The following is a 22,184-nucleotide window of genomic DNA, read 5'->3' as shown; positions in this document are numbered from 1 at the left end:
CAACAACCCAGGCCGCTCACCCTGAAAATCACGCCAGTTCCACCCGCGGATCCCGCGCCAGCAACTGCGCCGCCATCTGCGCCGCATTCACGCCATCGAACAACACGCTGGCCACCGCCTCGGTGATCGGCATATCGACTTCCATCCGGCGCGCCAGCTCGCGCACCGCCTTCGCACACGGCACGCCCTCGGCCACATGCCCCAGGTCCGCCACGATCGTGGCCAGCGCCTTGCCCTCGGCCAGCGCCAGGCCGACTCTCCGGTTGCGCGACAGGTCGCCGGTGCAGGTCAGGATCAGGTCGCCCATCCCCGACAGACCCATGAAGGTGCCCGGCTGCGCGCCGAGCGCCAGCCCGAGGCGGGTGATCTCGGCCAGGCCGCGCGTGATCAGGGCCGCGCGGGCGTTCAGGCCCAGCCCCAGCCCATCGGCGGCGCCGGTGGCGATCGCCATTACGTTCTTGACCGCGCCGCCCACTTCCACGCCGACCAGGTCGTCGTGCGAGTAGACGCGCAGGTTGTCGCCATGCGCCGCCGCCACCACGCGCTCGCGCAGCTCGGCCGACGCCGAGGCCACGGTCAGCGCGCACGGCAGGCCGCGCGCCACTTCTTGCGCGAACGAGGGGCCGGACAGCGCCGCCCCCGGCACTCTGTCGCCCAGCACCTGCGCCACCACCTGGTGCGGCAGCAGGCCGGTGCCGGCTTCGAAGCCCTTGCACAGCCAGACGACGTTCGGGATCGGGCGGCCACGCAACTGCTCCAGCAGCGGGCGCAGGCCGGCCACCGGGCAGGCCAGGATCAGCAGCGGCGCGTCTTGTGCGGCGCCAGACGCCACGTGGGCGATCGCCGCCTCGAAGTCGGCGCTCACGCGCAAGCTTGGGGGCAGCGGATGGCCCGGCAGGTAGGCCAGGTTGTCGCGCGCGGCGTCGGTATCCGCCATTTGTTGTGGATTGCGGCCCCACAGCAGCACGTCATGGCGCGCGGCCAGGGCGATCGCGACGGCGGTGCCCCAGGCGCCGGCGCCGAGGACGGTGATCTTGGTGTTGGGTTTATTCTGTTGCATGGAACTCCTGGAGTGGATTACAGGCCCCAGATGTCCGAGACCTTGATATAGCCGATGATGCCGTCGCGATGGCGCACGCGCGCCCAGACGAGAGCATGGGGATCGGCCAGTTCAAGTAAAACGCCCTTGTCGGCCGTCATCAGGACCGCCGAGGTTTCATCGGGGCCGGAATGGACCCGGCTACCGGGCGTGCGTACCAGCACATTGCGTCGCGCGGCCAGCGAATTTGCCGGCGTCCAGGCCACGTCGCCGTTCATGTCGCGCACCTTGACCCAGCTGCCATAGGCGATCATGACCTGCAGCGGCATGCCGGGCGGCGCCAGATAGAGTTTGTTTCCCTTGGCCGATGGCGTCTGGTACAGGATCGCCGGGGCGGTGCCCACCGTCTTGAAATCGAAGGCGTGAGCGCTTGGCGCGGCCAGCACTGTCATCGCCAACAGTGGAGCAGCTGCAAGAAGTCGGGAAGGGAGCATGGCGGGCCTGGGTTGTAGGTGGAACCGCGACGCCGAAAGGCTGGCACGGACGCGACCTGGGCCGCGTCCGTCATGGTGGTGCTTAGTTTGCCGGTGCGGTGGCTGCTTCAGCCATGGCCGCGGCGCGCTGCTGGTAGAACGCTTCGAAGTTGATCTCGGCCAGGTGCACTGGCGGGAAGCCGGCACGGCTGATCACGTCGGCGATGTTCGCGCGCAGGTATGGGTAGATGATGTTCGGGCAGCCGATGCCCAGCAGCGGATCCATCTGCTCGGCAGGGATGTTGCGGGCTTCGAAGATGCCAGCCTGCTTGCCTTCCACCAGGAACGCAACCTTGTCCTTGACCTTGGCGGTGACGGTGATCGTCACGGTCGACTCGTAGATGCCTTCGGCGATGCTTTCGGCGCCGACGTCGAGCGACACTTCGATTGCCGGGGCTTCCTGCTCCAGGAAGATCGATGGCGAATTCGGTTGCTCCAGCGACATGTCTTTCAGGTAGACGCGTTGGATTTGGAATACTGGTTGCAGAGTTTCGTCAGACATGGAACGCTTTCTAATAATAGTGGGAAGCAGATCGCCAGTTTGGCAGGCCGCTCCGGGGTGCTTGGGTCAAACGCGACGACAATTGTAGCAAAACCAACTTGGAAGCAATAGCGGCTTTGCCGCCCGCCGCCGCGTTCAGCCCAATTAGCTTACTCGCCCTTGAGCATCGGGTCCAGGCGTCCTGCCTGGTCCAGCGCATACAAATCGTCGAAACCGCCGACGTGGGTGTCTCCAACGTAGATCTGCGGCACGGTGCGGCGACCGGTGCGCTGCATCATGATCTGGCGCTGTTCCGGGTCGAGGTCGACGCGGATGCGTTCGATGTCATGCACGCCCTTGGCTTCGAGCAGGCGCTCGGCGCGCACGCAATAAGGGCAGGCTGCGGTGTGGTAGAGAACGACGTGGGCTGTCATGCTGAATCCTTTCGTGTCTGCCGGCCCGAATATCGGGCCGGCGGGTTTACTTGGTGACCGGCAGTCCTGCAGCCGTCCAGGCCGTCAGGCCGCCTTCCAGGCTGTGGACGTCTTCGAAACCGGCCGCCTGCAACTGGCGTGCGGCCTTGTCGCCACGGGCGCCGGTCTGGCACACCACCACGACGGTACGGTTCTTCGACTTGTCCAGCTCGCCGATGCGATTGCCCAAGTCTGCCAGCGGGATGTGTTTCGCGTCGCGCAGGTGGCCTGCCGCGAATTCTTCCGCGCTGCGTACGTCGACCACGGTGGTCTTGCCGCGGTTGATCATCTGCGTCACCTGCAGCGGCGTGGCGCGTTTTCCGCGCGGCGCCAGTGCCGGCCACAGCAGGGCGACGCCCGAAATCACAGCGATCGCAACAACGAAGATATTATCGAGTAAGAAATTCACAAGGGTTCCGATTGGTTGAACTGAATCGGGGCATTATAAAATAGATGCCGGACCGGACTTCAACCAGAATTTTTTCGAGAAGAAGAGACTAATGTACAAGATCGTATTCATGCGCCACGGCGAATCCACCTGGAACCTGGAAAACCGCTTCACCGGCTGGACCGACGTCGACCTGACCGAAAAAGGCGTGGCCGAGGCGAAAAGCGCCGGTCGCGTGCTCAAGGAAGCCGGCTTCACCTTCGACGTGGCCTATACCTCGGTGCTCAAGCGCGCCATCCGCACCCTGTGGCTGGCAATGGACGAGATGGACGCGATGTACCTGCCGGTCAAGAACGACTGGCGCCTGAACGAACGCCACTACGGCGCGCTGCAGGGCCTGGACAAGGCGGAAACCGCCGCCAAGTTCGGCGACGAGCAGGTGCTGGTCTGGCGCCGCAGCTACGACACCCCGCCGCCGGCGCTGGAAAAGGACGACGAACGCACCTCGTTCGGCGACCCGCGCTATGCAGCGCTCACCGACGAGCAGATCCCGCTGACCGAATGCCTGAAGGACACCGTGGCGCGCGTGATGCCGGCCTGGAACGACGAGATCGCCCCGGCCATCCGCGCCGGCAAGAAGATTTTGATCTCGGCCCACGGCAACAGCCTGCGCGCCATCATCAAGATGCTGGACAATATCAGCGACGCCGACATCGTCGGCCTGAACATCCCCAACGGCCAGCCGCTGGTGTATGAGCTGGACGCCGACCTCAAGCCGATCAAGCACTACTACCTGGGCGACCAGGAAGCGATCGCCGCCGCCATGGCGGCCGTGGCCAACCAAGGGAAGGCAAAGTAAGTCTTGCGTTTGCCATTCATGAAGGGAGCCGGCAGCGTACTCATGAGTACGTTGCTGGCGGTCGCGCTGTCGAGCGCGTTCGCAACCGATGCCTGGGCCCAGCGCCAGACCGAGCGCAGCCGCCAGAAGGCGGCGGCCGAGAAGCAGCGCGCCGGTATCCAGCAAAAGCTGCAGGCGATCAAGCGCGACATCAGCCAGACCGAAAGCGCCAGGGAGGACGCGGCCGACACGCTGGCCGAGTCCGAGGCCGCCATTTCCGACGCCAACCGGGCGCTGCGCGACCTGCAGGAAGAGCAGGGCGCCACCAACACGCGCCTGCAAGACCTGGCCGCGCAGCAGGAACAGCTGAACCAGACCATCGCCGCCCAGCAAAAGCAGCTGGCCAAGCTGTTGCGCGAACACTATGTGGCTGGCAACGAAGACCGGATCAAGCTGCTGCTGTCGGGCGACAATCCGAACCGCATCAGCCGCGACCTGCAATTGATGGCCTATGTCTCCCAGGCCCAGGCGCGCCTGCTCGGTTCGCTGCGCGGCAACCTGGTGCAGGTCGAGGCCAACCGCGACCAGGTCGAGAACGCCCAGCAAGAGCTGGAAGAAATCGCCCAGGAGCAGCTCGACCAGAAGGCGCTGCTGGAAAAGGAAAAAGCCAAGCGCTCCGCGCTGCTCAACACCTTGTCGACCCGCCTGGCCGACCAGCGCAAAGAGGCCAGCCGCCTGGCGCAGGACGAAGAACGCATGGTGGGCCTGGTCACCCGTCTCGAACGCCTGATCCGCGAGCAGGAAGAAGCCGAGCGCAAGCGTCAGGCGGCCCTGGCCGCGAAGCGTGCGAAAGCAAAAGCCGCGGCCGAGGCGAAAGCGAAGGCGCTGGCGGCCGCACGTGCGAAAGCGGCGGCCGAGAAGGCCGAGCGCGACCGCGAACGCGAACGCATCGCGCGCGAAAACGCCAAGCCGGGCGCCAAGCCCAAGCCGATGCCAGAACCGATCAAGGAAGCGCCGATCCTGGCCCAGGAGCCGGACCAGGAAGATCCCGGTCCGAGCGAACCGCCGCCGCCGATCCTGGGACCGGCCGCGGCCAGCGGCTCGTTCACCGCGCTCAAGGGCCGCATGGCCAGCCCGGTCAACGGCAGCGTCGTGGCCCGCTTCGGCGGACGCCGCGGCGACGGCCCGACCTGGAAGGGCAATTTCATCAAGGCCGCCGAAGGATCCGAGGTGCGGGCTGTGGCGCCGGGCAGGGTGGTCCACGCCGACTGGATGCGCGGCTTCGGCAACCTGATCATCATCGACCACGGCGACGGCTACCTGTCGATCTATGGCAATAACCAGTCACTGCTCAAGCGTCCCGGCGACAGCGTGCGCGCCGGCGAGGCGGTGGCCAGTGCCGGCAATACCGGTGGCAACGAGGAATCGGGGCTATACTTTGAGCTCAGGCATCGTGGCAAGGCCATCGATCCGGCGGGCTGGGTCCGGTTCTAGGTACAACAAGGGTCAACATGGGCATGAAAGCAAAGCATTTCGGGCTGGTCGGCGTGGGCGTGCTGGTTGGCGTGGCGGCATCGTTCCAGCTGTCGGCCCATGCGCAAAAGGCCGGCGCGCCCTTGCCGCTCGACGAGCTGCGCCAGCTGGCCGACGTGTATGGCCTGATCAAGACCGACTACGTCGAGCCGGTGGAAGATAAAAAGCTGCTGTCGGAAGCGATCGGCGGCATGGTCGCCTCGCTCGACCCGCATTCGGTCTACCTCGACCCCAAGGCCTTCCGCGACATGCGCGAGGCGGTGCAGGGCAAGTTCGTGGGCGTCGGCGTCGAGATCTCGAACGAGGACGGCTATATCAAGGTGGTGTCGCCGATCGAGGATACGCCCGCCTTCAAGGCCGGCGTCAAGCCTGGCGACCTGATCACCCGCATCGACAATGTCCCCGTGCGCAATATGTCGTCCGACGAGGCGATCAAGCGCATGCGCGGCAAGGTCGGCAGCAAGGTCACGCTCACCATCGCCCGTCCGGGCGAAGACAAACCCTGGGTGGTGCCGATCGCGCGCCAGGAAATCAAGGTCGTCAGCGTCAAGGCCAAAATGGTCGAGCCCGGCTATGCCTGGCTGCGCATCAGCCAGTTCCAGGAAAACACGCTGGACGAGCTGGCCAAGAAAACCAAGGAACTGTACGCCGAACAACCCGACATCAAGGGCCTGGTGCTCGACCTGCGCAACGACCCGGGCGGCCTGCTGCCGGGCGCGATCGGTGTCTCGGCCGCCTTCCTGCCGCAGCCGGACCAGGTGATCGTGTCTACCAAGGGCCAGGTCGCGGATTCGAACCAGGACTTCTATGGCCGGCGCGAATTCTACGCCCAGCGCGGCGACCCGCTGGCGGGCTTGCCGGCCGGCCTCAAATCGGTGCCGATGGTGGTACTGGTCAATGGCGGCTCGGCATCGGCATCCGAAATCGTGGCCGGCGCGCTGCAGGATTACCAGCGCGCGATCGTGATGGGCAGCCGCACCTTCGGCAAGGGCTCGGTGCAGACCTTGCGGCAACTGTCGGAAGACACCGCGATCAAGCTGACCACGGCGCGCTACTACACGCCGAAAGGGCGGCCGATCCAGGCAACCGGCATCGAACCCGATATGCGGGTCGACGAAAGTGCCGAGGGCGACCTGCTGAACGCCCTGCGCGTGCGCGAAGCGGACCTGCAGCGCCACCTGGCGGCCGAAGGCGAGAAGGAAGCGGCGCCCAAGGACCAGAACCCGAGCCTCGCGCAGCAGCAGCGCGCGCTGGCCCTGCTGAAGGACCGCAAGCCGATCGAGTTCGGCGGCCAGGACGATTTTCAATTGGCGCAGGCGATCAATCACTTCAAGGGCCAGCCGGTGCAACTGGCCAAGGGCGTGCCCGACGAAGACAAACCCGCGCCGGCGCCGTTGCCGGGGGCGGAGCATAAATTGCCTGAATTGAAGGCGCCGCCGAAGAAATGATGTTGGGGGTGGTGCGGGCTGAGCTTGGATCCCCGCCTGCGCGGGGATGACGTGATCAGGGACGTGGCCAAAGTCGAGCTTGAAGCAATCCACACACGTCTCTCAACGTCGTCCCCGCGCAGGCGGGGACCCAAGTCCTGCCAGCCCACCCACGGCCTAAAACCATGAACGACCACCAACTCCTGCGCTACTCGCGCCACATCCTGCTCGACGACATCGGCATCGAAGGCCAGCAGCGCCTGCTCGAGGCCCACGCCCTGGTGATCGGCGCCGGCGGCCTCGGCTCGCCGGCCGCCCTCTACCTGGCCTCGGGCGGCATCGGCCGCATCACCCTGGTCGACGACGACACGGTCGACCTGACCAACCTGCAGCGCCAGGTGATGCACACGACCGAACGCATTGGCCAGCCCAAGGTCGATTCCGGGCGCGCGGCCCTGCTGGCGATCAACCCCGAGATCGAGGTGGTCGCCCTGAACGAACGGGCCGGCCCCGAGCGCCTGCTGGCGCTGGCGCGCACGGCCACCGTCGTGCTCGACTGCAGCGACAACTTCGCCACCCGCCACGCCGTCAACCGCGCCTGCGTTGCAGCCGGCGTGCCGCTGGTGTCGGGGGCGGCGATCCGCTTCGACGGCCAGCTGTCCGTATTCGACCCGCGCCAGCCCGACGCACCGTGCTATGCCTGCCTGTTCCCTGAAGACAGCGGTTTTGAGGACGTTGCCTGCAGCACCATGGGGGTGTTCGCCCCGCTGGTCGGCATCGTCGGCGCGGTCCAGGCCGCCGAAGCGATGAAGCTGATCGCGGGTGTTGGCGAGCCATTGATCGGCCGCCTTCTGATGCTGGATGGGAAATACATGGAGTGGACTGGCGTCAAGGTGGCGCGCAATGTCGATTGCCCGGTGTGCGCCAGGCGGTACGAGGTTTGATGAGGACTGCCTTAATCGCGCGGATCCAAGGTGTCGTGACAGGCGTAGGTAGCTTACAATTGCACACCCGCCGCCGGTAGCGATGTAATCATTCGCACAGTAATTGTACGCAGACTCATCCGCAGTATTATCTTGTCATATTTCGGCCGTATACTGTCCCGGCTCCACCGATTCACCAGCCTAATCACACTGCATATGAATTTCCAACGCACACAACGTCGCGCCCGCGGCTTTACCCTGGTCGAGATCATGGTCGTCGTGGTCATCATCGGCATTCTCGGCGCCCTGGTCGTGCCTAAATTGCTGGGCCGCACGGGCGAATCGCGCGTCACTGCCGCCAAGGTCGACATCGCCACCATGATGCAGGCCCTCAAGCTGTACAAGCTCGACAACCAGCGCTATCCGACCACCGAGCAGGGCCTGAACGCCCTGATCGCCAAGCCGACCTCCGGCCCGGCCGCCAACGGCTGGAAGGACGGCGGCTATATCGAGAAGCTGCCGAAGGATCCTTGGGGCAATGCTTACCAATACCTGTCGCCGGGCGTGAAAGGCGAGATCGACGTATTCTCCTACGGCGCCGACGGCCAGCCGGGCGGCAACGGCGAGGATGCCGACGTCGGTTCCTGGCACTAAGACATCTTTCCCATGCCGGCCTGGCGCGCGCGGGGCGCATCCTCCGGCTTCACCCTGGTGGAGCTGCTGGTCGTGATGGTCATCATCGGCATCACGCTGGGACTGGCTACGCTGAACGCCCTCCCGAGCCCGCGCCAGGACCTCGAGAACGAGGCCAAGCGCATCGCACTGCTGCTGCAGCTGGCGCGCGACGAAGCCATCGTGCGCAACCGCCTGGTCGCGTTCGAGGCCAACGGCGAGCGCTACCGCTTCATGGTGCGCGGCGACACCGGCTGGGAGCCGGTCACGCGCGACGACCTGCTGCGCGAGCGCAGCTTCAAGAATCCGCCGCTGCGGCTGGTGCTCGAACCGTCCGGAAGTGGGGCTGGAAGCGGCGGCCCGGACATGCTGCGCATCACCTTCGGCCGCGAGCCGGTCGACCGTCCCTTCGTGCTGACCTTGGCCTCGGGCGCCAACGCGGTCGCGATCCGCGCCGACGGCGTCGGCCACTTTACCGTCGAATGACGCCGAGGACCATGATGCCGTCTCGCAGAAGCACCGGATTCACCCTGCTGGAAGTGCTGGTGGCGCTGGTCATCGTCGGCACCGCGCTGGCCGCCGGCCTGCGCGCGGTGGGTAGCCTGACGACCAATAGCGCCGGCCTGCGCGCCTCGATGATGGCGACCTGGTCGGCCGAGAACCGGCTGGTGCAGATCCGCCTGGGCCGCGAATTCCCCGAGATCGGCAAGCGCAGCTTTCCCTGCCCGCAAGGCGACCTGAACCTGATGTGCGAGGAAGAAGTGCTGGTCAGTCCCAACCCGCTGTTGCGCAGGATCGAAGTGTCGGTGTTCGATGCCGACAACCCGGGGCGCCGCATTGTCAAACTCATCCAACTGGTCCTGAGGCCTTCCCCGATATGAACGCCAGCTCGCGGCATGCAGGCTTCACGCTGGTCGAACTCCTGGTGGCGATCGGCATTCTCGCCATGGTGGCCGTGCTCGGCTGGCGCGGGCTGGACGGCATCGTGCGTGCGCGCGTGGCGCTCACGCACGAGATGGAAATCACGCGCGGCATGCAGCTGGCCTTTGCCCAGATGCAGAACGATTGCGAGAACGCGGCCGGCAACGACATCATGCGCGGCCGCCCGGCGCTGCTGTGGGATGCCGACCGCCTGACCCTGGTGCGCAAGGTCTTCGTCGAACACGAGCCATCGCGCCTGCAGGTGGTCAGCTACCGCGTGGTCAACGGCCAGCTGATGCGGCGCGAGTCGCCCGGCACGCGCGACCTCGACCACATCGCCCAGCTGTGGCAGGCGATCGCATCCGATGCGCCGGCCGAGAATTCGCCGTCCGTTGCGCTGCAGGTCGGCGTGACTGGCATGCAGGTGCAGGGCTGGCAAAACAATGCCTGGCGTAATGAGCCGACTGCGGTCGGTGGTAATGGCGAGGGCCAACCCCCGCCTATCGATCCGGCCCTGGGCCCGGCCCGCTCGCGCGAGCCCACCGGCGTGCAGGTGGCGCTCACCGTGCAGGGCCTGGGCCAGCCGATGGTCAAGTCCTTCCTGCTGGGAGGCACCTGATGCGTCTGTTGCGCCATCCACCCCGCCAGCGCGGCGTCGCCGTGGTCACGGCCCTGCTGCTGACCACGCTGGCGATCTCGATCGTCGCCAGCCTGTTCTGGCAGCAGCAGGTGCAGGTGCGCTCGATGGAAAACCAGCGCCTGCAGCTGCAGACCAAGTGGATCCAGCGCGGCGCCCTCGACTGGGCCAGCGTGATCCTGCGCCAGCCCTTTGGCGGGCGCATCTCGCTCGACCAGATCTGGGCCACGCCGCTGGCCGAGACCCGGCTCGACCAATACATCGAACGTGAGCGGGTGCAGGGAGAAAATTTCAATGCATCCCTGTCGGGTCAGGTTTACGACGCCACGGCGCGATACAATCTGAACAACCTGGCGGCGGGCGGCAAGCGCGATTCCGTCGAGACCGAGGTGCTCCGCCGCCTGCTGACCAATGTGCGGCAAGAGCCGCGGCTGGCGCGTCCGATCGCCGATTTCGTCGCCGCCGGCCAAGCGCTGGCGCAGGAGCAGGAGCAGGACGACGCGAACAACACCGCGCAGACACCGCGCAAGGGCAATCCGATGCCGGTCCTGCGGGTGGACGACCTGCTGGCGGTGCAGGGCGTCAAGCCCGAGACGGTCGAGGCCTTGCGTCCGTTCGTGATCGTGCTGCCGGCGCAAGCGACGACGGTGAACGTGAACACGGCGCCGGCCGAGGTGCTGGCGGCGGTCTTGCCTGGTTGCTCGATCTCTCAGGCCAATGCCATGGTCGAGCAGCGCAAGCGGATACCGTGGAACGATGTAGCGATGTTTGAAAATGAATTGCAGTGCAAGTCAGAGGCGCCGGAGAGACCGAAAATCAGCACCAACAGCAATTATTTCCTGGTGCAGAGCCGCATCCGCCTGGATCGCGCGGCGCTGGACGCGGAGTCGCTGGTGCAGAAAGGCAGCCTGACCAACGTTGGTCCTGCCGGTGGTGTGAGCGTGATCTGGACCCGCCAAAACTAGAAGAAAGCGAGACGGTTTGACTACTCTTTATATCCGGCATCCGGCCAGGAGCGAAGGCGAGGGCGCCTTGTGCAGGTTCGCGATGGTCGGCGACAACGGCGCCATCGGACAGCAGGGCGAAGGCGTGCTGCGCAACCTGGGCGACGTGGTCGCGGCCAGCCGGCGCGTGGTGCTGATCCTGGCCGCGAGCGACGTCACCCTGCTGGCGGTGCAGGCGCCCCCGCTGGCTGGTGCGCGCCTGCGCGCGGCGCTGCCGGCCCTGGTCGAAGAATACATCCTGGGCGACCCGCTCGATTGCGTGCTGGTGGCCGGCCCGGCCATGGCCGACGGCCGCCGTCCGGTGGCCGTGGTGCAGCAGGCCTGGCTCGAGCCGCTGGTGCGTAAACTCCTGGAGATGGGCGCGCGCGCCGTGGTGGCCGTGCCGGAACAATTGTGCCTGCCACTGCATCCAGGCAGCGTGAGCGCCGCCTTCGGCAAGGGCGAACTGATCCTGCGCCAGAGCCAGTACGAGGGCCTGGGCCTGGCGCTTGACGGCAGCGCGGTGGTGGCCTTGCAGACGGCGCGCGCGCTGGCCGGCGATGCGCCGCTGGTGCTGTACGTCGAGCACGAGCAGATGGGGGAGTACCAGGCGCTGCTGGCCGAGGCCGGCCCCGGCGTCACCCTCGAGAGCGACAACTGGGCGCACTGGATCGCCGGCGCCCGCGGCAGCAATAACGGCGGCGCCGTCGGGCCCGCGCTCGACCTGGTGCCCGGCCTGGGCACGGCCGGCGTGGCCCGGCGCGACTGGCGGCGCTGGCGCTGGCCGATCCGGCTCGCGCTGGCGGCGCTGGTGGTCAATGTCATCGGCCTCAATGTCGAATGGCTGGGCCTGAAGCGCGAGGCCGACGCCGTGCGCCAGCAGATGAGCCAGACGTTCCGCTCGGTGTATCCGAACCAGCCGGCAATCGATCCGGTGGCGCAGATGCAGCAGAGCATCGCGCGCGCCAGGGCCGGCAGCGGCGAGGTGGGCGGCGATGAATTTACCTGGATGGCGGCCGCCTTCGGCGAAGCCATTGGCGGCCTCGGCGCGCCGCCTGCGATTGCATCAATGGAGTTTCGCGAACGCGCCCTCACGGTGCGCGTCAAACCTGAATCCGCCAACCCCGGCGCCGCAGACCAGTTGCGTCCGGCCCTGGCGGCACGCCACCTCAGCCTGGAAGCGCCCGACGCCAATACGTGGTTGATTCGCAGCAGTGGTGCCTCGCAAACTGGAGTCACGCAATCGGGGGGCATGCAATGAATATCGCCGGCAAAATCAGCGGGCTGCGCGAACGCGCCACCGCCTACTGGATCGCGCGCACCGAGCAGGAACGCAAATTCCTGCTCGTCGGCGGCGCCGTAGCCGCGCTGGCGCTGTTCTATCTCGTCCTGCTCGAGCCCGCGCTCGAAGGCCGCGAACAATTGCGCCGGTCCTTGCCCGAGCTGCGCCAGCAGGCGGCCCAGCTCGAGGCGCTGGCCGGCGAAGCCCGGGCCGTCGCCAGCGAGCCGGCGCCCGCCGTCACGCCGGTCACCAACGAGTCGCTCGGCGCCAGCATGGCGGCGCGCGGCCTCAAGCCGACCTCGCTGTCGGTCAGCGGCGAATACACCAAGGTTCAGCTCAACAATGTTTCCTTCGCCAACCTGATGGCATGGCTCGACGCCCAGCGGCGCGAGAGCCGCCTGATGGTGCAAGACGCCCAGTTCAGCGCCCAGACCGCGCTGGGCCAGGTCGACGCCACGCTCACGCTGCGCCAGCGCAGCGATCCGGCTTCATGAGGCGGGCGCTGACGTGGTGCTTGCTGGTCATCCTGGCGGTAGTGGCGACGGTGCTGGCTTTCCTGCCGGCGGCCTGGCTCGGCCCGATGGTCGAGCGCCAGACCGGCGGTCGATTGACGCTGGGGGATGCGCAGGGTACGCTTTGGCGCGGCTCAGCCTTTATCGGCGGGGCGCCGGGGCCGGGTGGGGCGGTCACGCCCTTGCTGCCGGGCCGTTTTTCCTGGACCTTGTCGCCGCTGGTGGTGCTGGGCCAGGTCAGCATGAGCCTGGAAAATCCCCAGGCGCTGGCCAACCCGGTGCGGGTCGAAGGCAGCTGGTCGCGCTGGCAGGTCAATGCCGGCGAGCTGCTGCTGCCGGCCGAGGGGCTGTCGGGCCTTGGCGCGCCGCTCAACACGCTGGCGCCGAGCGGCCGCATCGGGCTGTCCTGGAACGCGCTTGACCTGTTGCGCCAGCAGAATACCGTGACGGTGCAGGGGCGCACCGTCCTGTCGATGAGCGATATGGGTTCGCGCATGTCGCCCGTCAAGCCGCTTGGCAGTTATGAAATGATCATGGACTGGCGTGGACCGCAGGCCGATTTGACCCTGCGCACCGTGCGTGGCGCTTTGCTGCTGTCGGGCGCGGGTGTACTGCAAAATGGACGCCTGCGCTTTTCGGGCCAGGCCAGCGCCGCCGACGGCTATGAGGACCAGCTTGGGACCATGTTGAACCTGCTGGGTCAGCGCCGGATGGTGAACGGCAAAAACGTAATCGCACTCGAGTTCAGATAATGAAGAAAACAGACCGCTCCACCTCCGCGCACCTCGACCTGTCGGCCCTGCAGTTGCCGGCCCTGCAGTTGCGGGCCCAGCGCCTGGCCGCAGGCGCCATGCTGTGCTGTGCCGCCACCATGATCGCGCTGCCGCTGCCCGTGCTGGCGCAAGAAAGCGCGAACGCCGCCGCTTTGAGCTTCGTCAATGCCGACATCGAGTCGGTGATCAAAGCGATCGGCCACTACACGGGCATGACCTTCATCATCGATCCTCGGGTCAAGGGAACGCTCACCCTGGTGTCCGAGAAATCGCTGAGCAAGTCCGAAGCCTTCGGCCTGCTCACCTCGACCCTGCGCCTGCAGGGCTTCGCGGTGGTCACCAGCGGCGACGGCTACGCCAAGGTGGTGCCCGAGGCCGAGGCCAAGCTGCAGTCCTCGCCGACCCAGGTCGGCGGCGTGCGCTCCAGCAAGGCCACCGGCGACCAGATCGCGACCCAGGTGTTTTATCTGTCCTACGAGTCGGCCGCCAACCTCACCGCCGTGCTGCGTCCGCTGATTTCGCCCAATAACTCGATCATGGCGAACCCGGGCAACAACACGCTGGTCGTCACCGACTACGCCGACAACCTGCGCCGCCTGGCGCGCATCATCGCCGCGCTCGACGCGCCGGTGGCGGCCGATCTCGACGTGGTTCCGATCCGCAACGCGATCGCCAGCGACATCGCCACGCTCGTCACGCGCCTGATGGAACCGGCCGCCGGCGGCGATTCGGGCCGGGTCACGGTGCTGGCCGATCCGCGCACCAACTCGGTCGTGATCCGCGCGCCGTCGCAGGCGCGCGCCAACCTGGCCAAGAGCCTGATCGCCCGCCTCGATCAAGAAAGCTCGAGCAAGGGCAATATCCACGTCGTCTACCTCAAGAACGCGGAAGCCACGCGCGTGGCCCAGACCCTGCGCGCCGTCGTCTCGCAAGACTCATCGGCCTTGCAGGTGCAGCAAGGCACCCAGGGCAGCTCGATCACGTCCGGCACCGGCAGCCAGGCGGGCCAGGGCGGGCAGGGCGGCCTCGGCGGTGGCCAGCAGGGCCTGCAGGGCGGCACCAGCATTGGCGGCACCAGCAACACCTTCGGCCAGCAGGGCCAGCAAGGCGCCCAGGGCAGCGGCGGCGGCCAGGGCTCGGGCTTCATCCAGGCCGACGCCTCGACCAACAGCCTGATCATCACCGCGCCGGACGCGGTGTACCGCAACCTGCGTTCCGTGATCGACCAGCTCGACGTGCGCCGGGCCCAGGTTTATATCGAGGCGCTGGTGGTCGAAGTCACCTCCAATAAAGCCTCCGAATTCGGCGTGCAGTGGGTGGGCGCCACCGGCGACTCCGACAGCAAATACCGCTTCGGCGGCCTGCAGAACTTCACCGGCGGCGGCTCGGGCAACAGCATCGTCAACCTGGCGCTGGCGGCTTCCCAGGGCACCGGCGGCACCACCGGCACGTCGGTGCCGGTCTTGCCGACCGGCCTGACCTTCGGCCTGTTCCGCCAGGTGGGCGGCGAACTCGGCCTGGGCGCGGTGGCGCGCGCGCTGGAAACCGACGGCAACGCCAACATCCTGTCGACGCCGAACATGATCACGCTCGACAACGAGCTGGCGACCATCAAGGTCGGCCAGAACGTGCCGATCATCACCGGTTCGTTCGCCACCAACAGCACCACCGGCGGCGGCAACCCGTTCCAGACCGTCGACCGGCAAGACGTGGGCCTGCTGCTGCGCGTGCGGCCGCAGATCTCGGAAGGCGGTACCATCAAGATGGCGATCTACCACGAGAATTCGAGCGTGGACGCCTCGACCCGCAATGCCGAATCGGGCCTGACCACGAATGTGCGCGCGATCGAGAGCAATGTGCTGGCCGACGACGGCCAGATCATCGTGCTCGGCGGCCTGATCGAGGACAGCGAAGGCGATGGCGAAGAGAAAGTGCGCGGCCTGGGCGACATCCCGGTGATCGGCAACCTGTTCAAGTACCGCACCCGCAGCCGCGTGAAGACCAACCTGATGGTGTTCCTGCGCCCGGTGGTGGTGCGCAGCAAGGAAGCTTCGAATTCGATCGCAATGGACCGCTACGACTATATGCGCGCGGCCGGCGCCGCCGCCCAGCTCGAATCGACGCCGCTGCTGCGCGACCTCGGCGCGCCGCAACTGCCGCCGCTGGTGGAGGGCCAGCCGCCGGCCGGTGGCGGCATGGCGACCGTGCCGGTCCAGCGCCAGCCGGCGCCGAACGCGGCGCCGGGCGCATCCAACGATGGCGCGGCATCGCGCCATCAGGGAACCGCTCCGGGTGCGGGCGTGTCTGAACCACGATCGGGCACAGTCATGCCCGGCGCGGCAGTGCCAAGCGCGCCAAGCCGTCCGGTGCAGCAAACGAACTGAGAGTAAGCATCATGAACAATCTCTTGCCCTACGCCTTCGCCCGCGACCACGGCGTGCTGGCGCGCGGTAATGGCGAACCGGGCCAGAGCGTCGAAGTACTGGTGTCCAGCGCCACGCCGCCATCCGCCATCGCCGAGGTGTCGCGCCGTTTCGGCCGCATCCAGCTGCGCCGCCTCGATCGCGACGAGCTCGACACGGCCATCGCCGGCGCCTATGCCGGCGGCGGCGGCGATGCGTCGCAGGTGGTCGACGAATTCGACGCCGACCTCGACCTGACCAAATTGCTGCAAGACGTGCCGGCCATCGAAGACTTGCTGGAATCGTCCGACGATGCGCCGGTGATCCGCATGATCAATGCGCTGCTGACGCAATCGCTGCGCGAAGGCGCGTCCGACATCCATATCGAGCCGTTCGAACAGACTTCGGTGGTGCGCTTTCGCATCGACGGCGCGCTGCGCGACATCGTGCGCCCGAAAAAGGCGATCCACGCCTCGCTGATCTCGCGTATCAAGATCATGTCGCAGCTCGACATCGCCGAGAAACGCCTGCCGCAGGATGGCCGCATCACCCTGCGCGTGGGCGGCAAGCCGGTAGACGTGCGCGTCTCGACCCTGCCGACCGGCCACGGCGAACGCGCCGTGCTGCGTCTGCTCGACAAGGAAGCGGGGCGCCTCGACCTGTCGCACCTGGGCATGGCCGAGGGCATGCTGCCGCAGTTCGACCGCCTGATCAACCAGCCGCACGGCATCGTGTTGGTGACCGGCCCGACCGGTTCCGGTAAAACCACCACCCTGTACGCGGCGCTGTCGCGCCTGAACGCGGCCACCACCAATATCATGACGGTGGAAGACCCGATCGAGTACGACCTGAACGGCGTCGGTCAAACGCAGGTCAATGCCCGCATCGACATGACGTTCGCGAAAGCGCTGCGCGCGATCCTGCGCCAGGACCCCGATGTGATCATGATCGGCGAGATCCGCGACCTGGAGACGGCGCAGATCGCGGTGCAGGCTTCGCTCACGGGCCACCTGGTGCTGGCCACGCTGCACACCAACGATGCCGCCTCGGCGGTGACCCGCTTGCTGGACATGGGCATCGAACCGTTCCTGCTGTCCTCGTCGCTGCTGGGCGTGATGGCCCAGCGCCTCGTGCGCAAACTGTGTACGCAGTGCAAGACCTTCGACGGCACCACCTGGCATGCGGTCGGCTGCGAGCGCTGTGGCCATACCGGTTACCACGGCCGGGTCGGCGTCTATGAGCTGCTCGAGACCACCGAGCAAATCCGGGCCCAGATCCACAACCGCGCCTCCGAGGCCGAGATCCGCGACACCGCCGAGGGCACCGGCATGAAAACGATGCGCGACGACGGCGAACGCTGGCTGCTGGACGGCACCACCACACGTGCAGAAATTGTGCGCGTGACCAAGGATTGAATGGGAACCCCGAGGATGGGAACTGACTGATGCCGGCATTTCGTTACGAAGCGGTCGATGCGGGCGGCGCCACCCGCAAGGGCGTGGTCAACGCCGACAGCCCACGCGCAGCGCGCGCCGACCTGCGTTCGCAAGGTCTGACGCCCCTGAACGTCGAAGCCATCGCGGCCCAGCTCGATTCTGCCGGCGTGGCCCGCTCGCGCGGCATCGGCGAGCGCCTGTCGCAGAACGAGCTGGCCCTGTTCACGCGCCAGCTGGCCAGCCTGCTGGAGGCCGGCCTGCCGCTCGAGCAAGCCTTCACCGCGCTGCTGGAGCAGGCCGAGCGCGCCTATATGCGCGACCTGATCGCCTCGATCCGCTCCGAAGTCATCGGCGGCTCGTCATTTTCCACTGCGCTGTCGCACCACCCGCGCGACTTCGCCGAGATCTACCGGGCGCTGGTCTCCTCGGGCGAGCAGATCGGCCAGCTCGCGCGCGTGCTGTCGCGCCTGGCCGACTATATCGAACGCCGCAACGCCCTGGTGCAGAAGGTGCGGCTGGCATTCACCTATCCGGCGATCGTGACCGTGGTTGCGTTCGCGATCGTGATCTTCCTGCTCACCTATGTCGTGCCGCAAATCGTCTCGGTGTTCGCCAACACCAAGCAAAAGTTACCGTTCCTCACCGTGGTCATGCTGGCCGTGTCCGACTTCGTGCGCGCCTACGGCATCTATTGCGCGATCCTGATCGGCGGCGCGTTCTGGATGTGGCGGCGCGCGCTGCGCAATCCCGACCTCAAGCGGCGCTGGCACACCTGGCTGCTGACGGCCCCGATCTACGGCAAGTTCGAGCGCAGCCTCAATACGGCGCGCTTCGCCAGCACCCTGGCGATCACCACTGGTTCCGGCGTGCCCATCCTGCGTGCGCTCGACACCAGCCGTGAAACCCTGTCCAATGTTGCGATGGCCGAGCTGGTCGAGCAGGCCACGGCCAGCGTGCGCGAAGGTGTGAGCCTGGCACGCGCACTGTCTGCGCAAAAACACTTCCCGCCGATGCTGGTGCACATGATCCGCGCCGGCGAGATCACGGGCGAACTGCCGGCCATGCTCGAGCGCGCCGCCAATTCGCAGCAGGCCGACCTCGAGCGCCGCACGCTGACCATCGCCGGCCTGCTTGAGCCAGTGCTGATCCTGGCCATGGGCTTGGTCGTGCTGCTGATCGTGCTGGCGGTGCTGATGCCGATCATCGAAATCAACCAGCTGGTGCAGTAAAACAATGGCAGTCAATAATATGAACAAGCGTTTGCCTCTTCTTCTCAGCCTGCTGGCCCTGATCCTGCTGGCGGCCTCGATCGCCTACTGGGTGCTGCAGCTGTACAAGCCGGAGCAGCGGCCGCTGGCCGCGGCGCCGGTCGCCACCCAGCCCCCGCCGAGCCCCGAAGCCGCGGCAACGCTGTTCGGCGGCCAGCCGACCGCGGTGATTTCCAATTTCCAGCTCACCGGCGTGGTGTCGGCCGGCGCCAACAGCGCGGTGATCCTGGTGGCCGACGGCCAGCCCCCGAAGGCAGTGCGCATCGGCCGCGAGATCGCGCCGGGCGTGACCGTGGCCGAAGTGCACCGACGCTATGTGATGCTGTCGGATGGCGGGGTGATGAAGCGGGTGGAACTGGCGGCCGATTCCGGCCAGTCGACGTCGATCATGCCGCCGGAGCCGCGCATGCAGCAGCAAATGCAGCAACAGATGCCGCAGGCCGCGGTGCCGACCATGGAACCGCAGACCGCGCCGGGCGTGGTCAACCCGCCGCCCACCATGCGCAGCGTGCCGCCACCGGGCGGCGGTCCGCAGGGCACGCCGACCACGCCTGAGAATGCGCAAGTGGTGCAAGAGCAGCAGGCGCCGCAAGACCAGCAGGCGCCGCAAGAGCCGCAGGATCCGCCGCCGGAGCAGGGCGATCCGACCCAGCAGAGCCGCAATGTGCAGATGCCGCCGAATGCCCCGCCGATGAACCAGACGCAGCAGCCGATCACGCAGTAAGCAGTCCCTTTATCGCCTCTTCACCCCACCGAGCCCATCAGCGTCGCAGCGCGGTAAATGCCGCCAGTTCCCACGACCGGAACCCCAGCAACAAGGTATAGCCCTCGCGTTCCCCGGCCGGCAGGCGCCGGTCGTTCAGGTGCAGCCGCGCCAGTTCCGCCGCCAGTTGCTCGATCTTGAGCGACAACTCTCTTGCGCTGGCCGGCGACAGCCGCGCCGGCAGGCACATCAGCGTTTCGCCCGCACCGTCGAAGTGTCCGGCAAAATAATCCTCCACCACGTGTTCGCGGAAGAAGTGCTGCACCGGCCCATCCGGCAGCCAGCGGAATGCGTTCGACACCCGCAGCTGGTAACGGTTCAGCGGCTTGAGTTCGATCAGTCCCAGCCGGTCTAGCTCGGCGAGCAGGGTGATGCACTCGGCCTCGCTCAGTTTGTAGGTGTCGATGACCTGCTCCACGTTCCAGTGGCCGAGGCAGCAGATCGCCATCAGGAGCAGGCGCGGATTGGCCACTAGCGAGCGCTCCTGCGGTAGGCTCAGCGCATCGAGCTGGGGCCGCGTGTCGAGCGCGCCACGCAGCAATTCTTCCAGCGGGATGCCGGTCGCCTGGCAGATCTCGGCCAGTCGCGACAGCGCCATGTCCTTCTGCCCGAACATGCGTTTCACGCTCGATTCGCTCACGCCGATACGCTCGGCCAGCAGCTTGTAGGTGATGCCGGCCGCGCGCAGTCGGGCGCGCAGGGCGTCGAGGATCAGGTCGGGTGAGCTCATAAAATCCGTGATGAATGACGACGGATGACTCTACCGTTGAATGGAAGCGTGAACAAGGCGTATGCGACGAGTAGCATTCAGCGCTGACAAACAGCGCAAAGTAGAATTCGGAATTGTGATTCCTGCTATCAACGGAAGGCAGGCTCAGGAGCAGTGGGGAGATGCCAAAAATGCTATCCCAGCTTCTAGCGACCTTCGAACTTCGATGTATCGATGCTTACAACAGCCCAGATCGCACTAGCGTATTCCTCATCCACAAGGAGATCCTGAATGCTCGACGCATTGATTTGGACCGTCTTACCGTCTCTCGCTAAGACATCACAATGCTGATAAATAGCGGCCCTGGCGTTTTCAATTGCGTCATCAATCGAATGGCCGGACGAATAGCAACCAGGGAGATCGGGCACTGTCACTCCATAAATGCTGTTCTCATCTTTATGTAGTGCAATCGGCAATTCCATGTTGTGCCTCCGTGTGTCTGCGATGAAGTCAATACCTGTAAGCATACGCACGATGTCAGTTTGCGTGGAGCCGTAAAAAAAGCGGACACCGAAGTGTCCGCAAGGAGAAATTCTTGATCGGGCTGGCGCGGCTCAGTCGTCCTCGTCCGCCACCAGCTTGACCTTCCTGAGCGCCTGCTTGGCTTCATGCCGCTCGCTCGACAGCGGCTTGGCATGCGGCCCGGCCGCGCGCGCCTTGGCCAGCGCCGCAAGCGGATTGCGCGGCTTGCCGAACTGCTGCGAGGGCTCGACGCGCAGGCGCATCTTCTGCCGTGTCGACAATGCCTTGTTCGCCATGCGGGCCTCCGCCAGGATCGTTACAACACGTAGCGCGACAGGTCTTCGTTGACCGCCAGCGCGTCGAGCCGCTCGTTGACATAGGCCGCGTCGATCCGCACCACCTGGTCTTTTTCGGCCCCGGCGCTGAACGAGATCTCTTCCAGCAGCTTTTCCATCACCGTGTACAGGCGGCGCGCGCCGATGTTCTCGGTGCGCTCGTTAACCGAGAACGCGATCTCCGCCAGGCGATGGATGCCTTCGTCCACGAACTCGATCTTGACGCCCTCGGTCGCCAGCAGCGCCTCGTATTGCTTGGTCAGGCTGGCATGGGTCGAGGTCAGGATGCTCTTGAAGTCGTCGATCGACAGCGACTCGAGTTCGACGCGGATCGGGAAGCGGCCCTGCAGTTCCGGGATCAGGTCCGACGGCTTGGCCAGGTGGAACGCACCGGAGGCGATGAACAGGATGTGGTCGGTCTTGATCATGCCGTACTTGGTATTCACCGTCGTGCCCTCGACCAGCGGCAGCAGGTCGCGCTGCACGCCGGCGCGCGAGACATCGGCGCCGCCGTTCTCGGAACGGGTCGCGATCTTGTCGATCTCGTCCAGGAACACGATGCCGTTCTGCTCGACGTTGGCGATCGCCTTCTGCTTCAGTTCGTCTTCGTTGAGCAGCTTGCCGGCTTCTTCGTCGACCAGGAATTTCATCGCATCCTTGATCTTGAGCTTGCGCGGCTTCTTGCGCGCATTGCCCACGCCGGCGAACATCGACTTGATCTGCTCGGTCATTTCTTCCATGCCCGGCGGCGCCATGATTTCCATCTGCGGCGCGGCATCGGCCACTTCGATTTCGATTTCGCGGTCGTCGAGCGCCCCTTCGCGCAGGCGCTTGCGGAAGGTCTGGCGCGTCGCTTCGCCTTCCTTCGAATCGGCCGCGCCGTTGCTGGTGTTGAAGCCGAAGTCGCGCGCCGGCGGCACCAGGATGTCGATGATGCGGTCCTCGGCCGCGTCCTCGGCGCGCTGGCGCACCTTCTTGGCTTCGCTGGCGCGGGTCTGCTTGACGCCGATGTCGATCAGGTCGCGGATGATGGTGTCGACATCGCGGCCGACATAGCCCACTTCGGTGAACTTGGTCGCTTCGATCTTGATGAAGGGCGCGTCGGCCAGCTTGGCCAGGCGGCGCGCGATCTCGGTCTTGCCGACGCCGGTCGGGCCGATCATGAGGATGTTCTTGGGCGTGATTTCATAACGCAGGCTCTCGTCGACCTGCTGGCGCCGCCAGCGGTTGCGCAGGGCGATCGCGACCGCCTTCTTGGCCTTGCCCTGGCCGACCACGTGCTTGTCGAGTTCGGAGACGATTTCCGGTGGGGTCATGTTCATGATGCTGCTCAT

At 66.2% G+C, this 22,184-nt stretch carries 25 protein-coding genes; 16 read left to right on the top strand and 9 right to left on the bottom strand.

The window, feature by feature from the left end:
• Positions 1–28: 28 nt before the first annotated feature.
• From FVD38_RS12825 to FVD38_RS12805, 5 genes are all read right to left on the bottom strand, one after another.
• On the bottom strand, positions 29–1,060 hold the full coding sequence (locus FVD38_RS12825; RefSeq protein WP_147935160.1) for an NAD(P)H-dependent glycerol-3-phosphate dehydrogenase: 1,032 nt from the start codon (positions 1,058–1,060) through the stop codon (positions 29–31).
• Between the two features lie 17 nt (positions 1,061–1,077).
• Positions 1,078–1,533, bottom strand: coding sequence for an SH3 domain-containing protein (locus tag FVD38_RS12820; RefSeq protein ID WP_229493628.1), 456 nt, complete (start codon positions 1,531–1,533; stop codon positions 1,078–1,080).
• 82 nt (positions 1,534–1,615) lie between these two features.
• The gene (gene secB / locus FVD38_RS12815; protein ID WP_123069253.1) at positions 1,616–2,074 is read right to left on the bottom strand and encodes a protein-export chaperone SecB; all 459 of its coding nucleotides are present in this window, start codon (positions 2,072–2,074) and stop codon (positions 1,616–1,618) included.
• Between the two features lie 149 nt (positions 2,075–2,223).
• Positions 2,224–2,487, bottom strand: a complete 264-nt coding sequence (gene grxC, locus FVD38_RS12810; RefSeq protein WP_005663754.1) for a glutaredoxin 3 — start codon at positions 2,485–2,487, stop codon at positions 2,224–2,226.
• Between the two features lie 46 nt (positions 2,488–2,533).
• Positions 2,534–2,935, bottom strand: coding sequence for a rhodanese-like domain-containing protein (locus FVD38_RS12805; RefSeq protein WP_109345534.1), 402 nt, complete (start codon positions 2,933–2,935; stop codon positions 2,534–2,536).
• 91 nt (positions 2,936–3,026) lie between these two features.
• On the opposite strand from FVD38_RS12805, the gene gpmA reads away from it, so the two are divergent.
• The 16 genes from gpmA to FVD38_RS12725 all read left to right on the top strand — a co-directional run bounded on the left by gpmA (position 3,027) and on the right by FVD38_RS12725 (position 19,245).
• Entirely contained in the window at positions 3,027–3,773 is a 747-nt protein-coding gene (gene gpmA / locus FVD38_RS12800) for a 2,3-diphosphoglycerate-dependent phosphoglycerate mutase (RefSeq protein WP_147935159.1), read from the top strand.
• A gap of 42 nt (positions 3,774–3,815) precedes the next feature.
• Positions 3,816–5,246, top strand: a complete 1,431-nt coding sequence (locus FVD38_RS12795) for a murein hydrolase activator EnvC family protein (RefSeq protein ID WP_147935158.1) — start codon at positions 3,816–3,818, stop codon at positions 5,244–5,246.
• A gap of 17 nt (positions 5,247–5,263) precedes the next feature.
• Positions 5,264–6,733 carry a S41 family peptidase gene (locus tag FVD38_RS12790; protein WP_147935157.1) on the top strand — a complete coding sequence of 490 codons (1,470 nt, stop codon included), beginning with the start codon at positions 5,264–5,266 and terminating at the stop codon, positions 6,731–6,733.
• Positions 6,734–6,897: 164 nt separating this feature from the next.
• Positions 6,898–7,656 carry a HesA/MoeB/ThiF family protein gene (locus FVD38_RS12785; protein ID WP_147935156.1) on the top strand — a complete coding sequence of 253 codons (759 nt, stop codon included), beginning with the start codon at positions 6,898–6,900 and terminating at the stop codon, positions 7,654–7,656.
• A 195-nt stretch (positions 7,657–7,851) separates the two neighbouring features.
• Positions 7,852–8,289, top strand: coding sequence for a type II secretion system major pseudopilin GspG (gspG, locus tag FVD38_RS12780; RefSeq protein ID WP_123068255.1), 438 nt, complete (start codon positions 7,852–7,854; stop codon positions 8,287–8,289).
• A gap of 12 nt (positions 8,290–8,301) precedes the next feature.
• Positions 8,302–8,793, top strand: coding sequence for a GspH/FimT family pseudopilin (locus FVD38_RS12775; RefSeq protein ID WP_147935155.1), 492 nt, complete (start codon positions 8,302–8,304; stop codon positions 8,791–8,793).
• A 14-nt stretch (positions 8,794–8,807) separates the two neighbouring features.
• Entirely contained in the window at positions 8,808–9,188 is a 381-nt protein-coding gene (gene gspI / locus FVD38_RS12770) for a type II secretion system minor pseudopilin GspI (RefSeq protein ID WP_370660638.1), read from the top strand.
• Entirely contained in the window at positions 9,185–9,847 is a 663-nt protein-coding gene (locus tag FVD38_RS12765; protein ID WP_147935153.1) for a PulJ/GspJ family protein, read from the top strand. The genes gspI and FVD38_RS12765 overlap by 4 nt, the downstream gene beginning before the upstream one ends.
• Positions 9,847–10,830, top strand: a complete 984-nt coding sequence (gspK, locus tag FVD38_RS12760) for a type II secretion system minor pseudopilin GspK (protein ID WP_147935152.1) — start codon at positions 9,847–9,849, stop codon at positions 10,828–10,830. Before FVD38_RS12765 ends, gspK begins: the two co-directional genes overlap by 1 nt.
• Before the next feature lie 16 nt (positions 10,831–10,846).
• Positions 10,847–12,109, top strand: coding sequence for a type II secretion system protein GspL (gene gspL, locus FVD38_RS12755; RefSeq protein ID WP_147935151.1), 1,263 nt, complete (start codon positions 10,847–10,849; stop codon positions 12,107–12,109).
• Entirely contained in the window at positions 12,106–12,624 is a 519-nt protein-coding gene (locus FVD38_RS12750; protein ID WP_147935150.1) for a type II secretion system protein M, read from the top strand. Before gspL ends, FVD38_RS12750 begins: the two co-directional genes overlap by 4 nt.
• A complete protein-coding gene (gspN, locus tag FVD38_RS12745) occupies positions 12,621–13,394 on the top strand; it encodes a type II secretion system protein N (protein WP_147935149.1) in 774 nt (257 codons plus the stop codon). Before FVD38_RS12750 ends, gspN begins: the two co-directional genes overlap by 4 nt.
• Complete coding sequence (gene gspD, locus FVD38_RS12740; RefSeq protein ID WP_147935148.1) at positions 13,394–15,799, top strand: type II secretion system secretin GspD; 2,406 nt, start codon at positions 13,394–13,396, stop codon at positions 15,797–15,799. The genes gspN and gspD overlap by 1 nt, the downstream gene beginning before the upstream one ends.
• Positions 15,800–15,810: 11 nt before the next feature.
• A complete protein-coding gene (gene gspE / locus FVD38_RS12735) occupies positions 15,811–17,232 on the top strand; it encodes a type II secretion system ATPase GspE (protein WP_147935147.1) in 1,422 nt (473 codons plus the stop codon).
• Positions 17,233–17,261: 29 nt separating this feature from the next.
• Positions 17,262–18,482 (top strand): type II secretion system inner membrane protein GspF, encoded by a 1,221-nt coding sequence (gene gspF, locus FVD38_RS12730; RefSeq protein WP_147935146.1) that lies wholly within the window; start codon positions 17,262–17,264, stop codon positions 18,480–18,482.
• Positions 18,483–18,501: 19 nt separating this feature from the next.
• Positions 18,502–19,245, top strand: coding sequence for a hypothetical protein (locus FVD38_RS12725; RefSeq protein ID WP_229493625.1), 744 nt, complete (start codon positions 18,502–18,504; stop codon positions 19,243–19,245).
• 37 nt (positions 19,246–19,282) lie between these two features.
• Here the strand turns inward: FVD38_RS12725 and FVD38_RS12720 are convergent, their stop codons facing one another.
• The 4 genes from FVD38_RS12720 to hslU all read right to left on the bottom strand — a co-directional run bounded on the left by FVD38_RS12720 (position 19,283) and on the right by hslU (position 22,172).
• Complete coding sequence (locus FVD38_RS12720; protein WP_147935144.1) at positions 19,283–20,014, bottom strand: helix-turn-helix domain-containing protein; 732 nt, start codon at positions 20,012–20,014, stop codon at positions 19,283–19,285.
• A 185-nt stretch (positions 20,015–20,199) separates the two neighbouring features.
• Positions 20,200–20,475: a type II toxin-antitoxin system HicB family antitoxin gene (locus FVD38_RS12715; RefSeq protein WP_187271574.1), complete on the bottom strand. Its 276-nt coding sequence runs from the start codon at positions 20,473–20,475 to the stop codon at positions 20,200–20,202.
• A gap of 132 nt (positions 20,476–20,607) precedes the next feature.
• Positions 20,608–20,811: a hypothetical protein gene (locus tag FVD38_RS12710; RefSeq protein ID WP_147935142.1), complete on the bottom strand. Its 204-nt coding sequence runs from the start codon at positions 20,809–20,811 to the stop codon at positions 20,608–20,610.
• A gap of 20 nt (positions 20,812–20,831) precedes the next feature.
• Positions 20,832–22,172: an ATP-dependent protease ATPase subunit HslU gene (gene hslU / locus FVD38_RS12705; RefSeq protein WP_187271573.1), complete on the bottom strand. Its 1,341-nt coding sequence runs from the start codon at positions 22,170–22,172 to the stop codon at positions 20,832–20,834.
• Between the last annotated feature and the right edge of the window lie 12 nt (positions 22,173–22,184).

It is taken from the genome of Massilia arenae (assembly GCF_008014745.1).
Lineage (GTDB): Bacteria > Pseudomonadota > Gammaproteobacteria > Burkholderiales > Burkholderiaceae_D > Telluria > Telluria arenae.
The sequence above is the reverse complement of the archived record's forward strand: the minus strand, read 5'-3'. Positions and strand labels throughout refer to the sequence as shown.